This window comes from bacterium, assembly GCA_024224155.1.
Taxonomy (GTDB): Bacteria; Acidobacteriota; Thermoanaerobaculia; order Multivoradales; family JAHEKO01; genus CALZIK01.
The window spans coordinates 1-1,646 of sequence record JAAENP010000508.1 but is presented as its reverse complement, the minus strand read 5'-3'; the positions used below and the strand labels follow the sequence as shown (position 1 = coordinate 1,646).

Annotated in this window: 1 protein-coding gene; it reads right to left on the bottom strand. The window is 65.6% G+C overall.

Going from position 1 to position 1,646, the window contains the following annotated elements; genetic code table 11:
• Positions 1 to 594: 594 nt before the first annotated feature.
• On the bottom strand, positions 595 to 1,623 hold the full coding sequence (locus GY769_23900) for an IS3 family transposase (protein MCP4204964.1): 1,029 nt from the start codon (positions 1,621 to 1,623) through the stop codon (positions 595 to 597).
• Positions 1,624 to 1,646: the final 23 nt, after the last annotated feature.

Genomic DNA, 1,646 nt, shown 5'->3' with positions numbered 1-1,646 from the left:
GACTGTGGAAAGGCGGCCCTATGGAAGCGGTGGAAAGCTGCCCCCCCGCGCCCCCGCCCGCACCTTCCCACCGCTCCCACGGGGCTTGGAAAACGCGCGCCCGCCCCCCGCCCGCGCGTTTCCCACATTCCCACAGCCCCTCCTCCTACTATCTCGATTATGAGAAGAAGAATCCGGAGCAGAAGAAGACGAAGAACCAAACCGGGGTCGTAAGACTTGCCGTCCCCTAAGGTCGTAAGACTTGGCGTCCATTGACATGTTCTGCGCGGACGAGTTCCTTCCAGCATTTCTCTCGGAATGCGCGAGTGTTCTCGAGATGCGTGTCTTCCTCCCAGTCGAGCCTAGAAGCGAGGTCGAGAAGATAGGGCGTTCTTAGAAAGGAACGAAGCCGACTGTCGCGAAGGGGAACGGTGGATGTCAAGGTAGTTGTCGCCTCGAGGTTTCGTTTCGGCGGTAGGTCGCAAGCAAGGCCACGCGCCCCCCCAGGGGGAGAGAGGGGCCGGCCCTCATGAACGCGAAACCGCTGTGGGACGGGCGAGCTTGCCGCCGCAGGGTCCGGACTTCAGGTAAGGCGGTCAACGGTTTGCCTCCGCCTCACGCTGCTTCTGCGAGGCCAGTCTCTCCGGTCTCCTTCTCCGGATTGAGAACGTCCGTCTCGATCGGATCCCAATTGCGAGTCGCACCCGACCAGCGACGAGGGTGACGGCGACGAGCTCGCTCGTAGACGCGCTGGCGCCGCTCGAGGATCTCCGTTTCCCGACGGCTGTGGCGATCCTCCGGCGTCACGAAACGGATCGCACTGTGCCGATGCTCTTCGTTGTACCAGCGCACGAAGCAAGCCACCCAGAGGTGGGCCGCCTCCAGCGAGGCGAAGGGGCCCGACGGGTACTCGGGCCGGTACTTCAGGGTCCGAAACATCGCCTCTGAGTAGGGGTTGTCGTCGCTGACTCGCGGCCGGCTGAAGGAAGCGACGACGCCCAGGCGCTTCAGCGTCGCCAGCATGGTGGAGCCCTTCATCGGGCCGCCGTTGTCGGAGTGCAGCACGATGCCGTCGGGATCCAGATGGTGGCGCTGGCAGGTCTGCTCGAAGAGCTCCGCGGCCAGGTCCATCGACTCCTCGCGGAAGACCCGAGCGCCCATGATCTTGCGACTCCAGACGTCCAGAATCAGGTAGAGATAGAAGAAGCTTCCGCGCACCGGCGTGCGCAGGTAGGTGATGTCCCAGGACCAGACCTGGTTGGGGCCCGTGGCGAGGTGCTCCTGGGTCCGCCAGACGACGGCCGGCCGCGAGGGCTCTCGGTGAGCCAACAGCGCCTCCTCGCGCAGGATGCGGTACATGGTCGCTTCCGAGGCGATGTAGCTGCCTTCGTCGGCCAGCCGCGGGACGATCTGGTTCGGCGACAGGTCGCGGTACTGCGGCGAGCTGAGGACCTCGAGCACCTCCTGGCGCTCGGCCGCCGACAGCTTGTTGGGCGGCTCGCTGTGCGGGCCACAACGGCGATCGCCGCCGCCGCCTTGCTTGCGCCAACGCTGGATCGCCCTCACCGAGAGGCCGATCGTCTCGCAGGCGAGCTTGAGCCGCGCGCCAGCACGCACCGCTTCGTCCAGCAGACCGAGAATCATCTGCCGCTCCTCCGCGTCGTGGG

Coding starts and splice junctions, on each gene's coding strand:
- GY769_23900 (MCP4204964.1), bottom strand. CDS start 1,623: ATGATTCTCGGTCTGCTGGACGAAGCGGTGCGTGCTGGCGCGCGGCTC.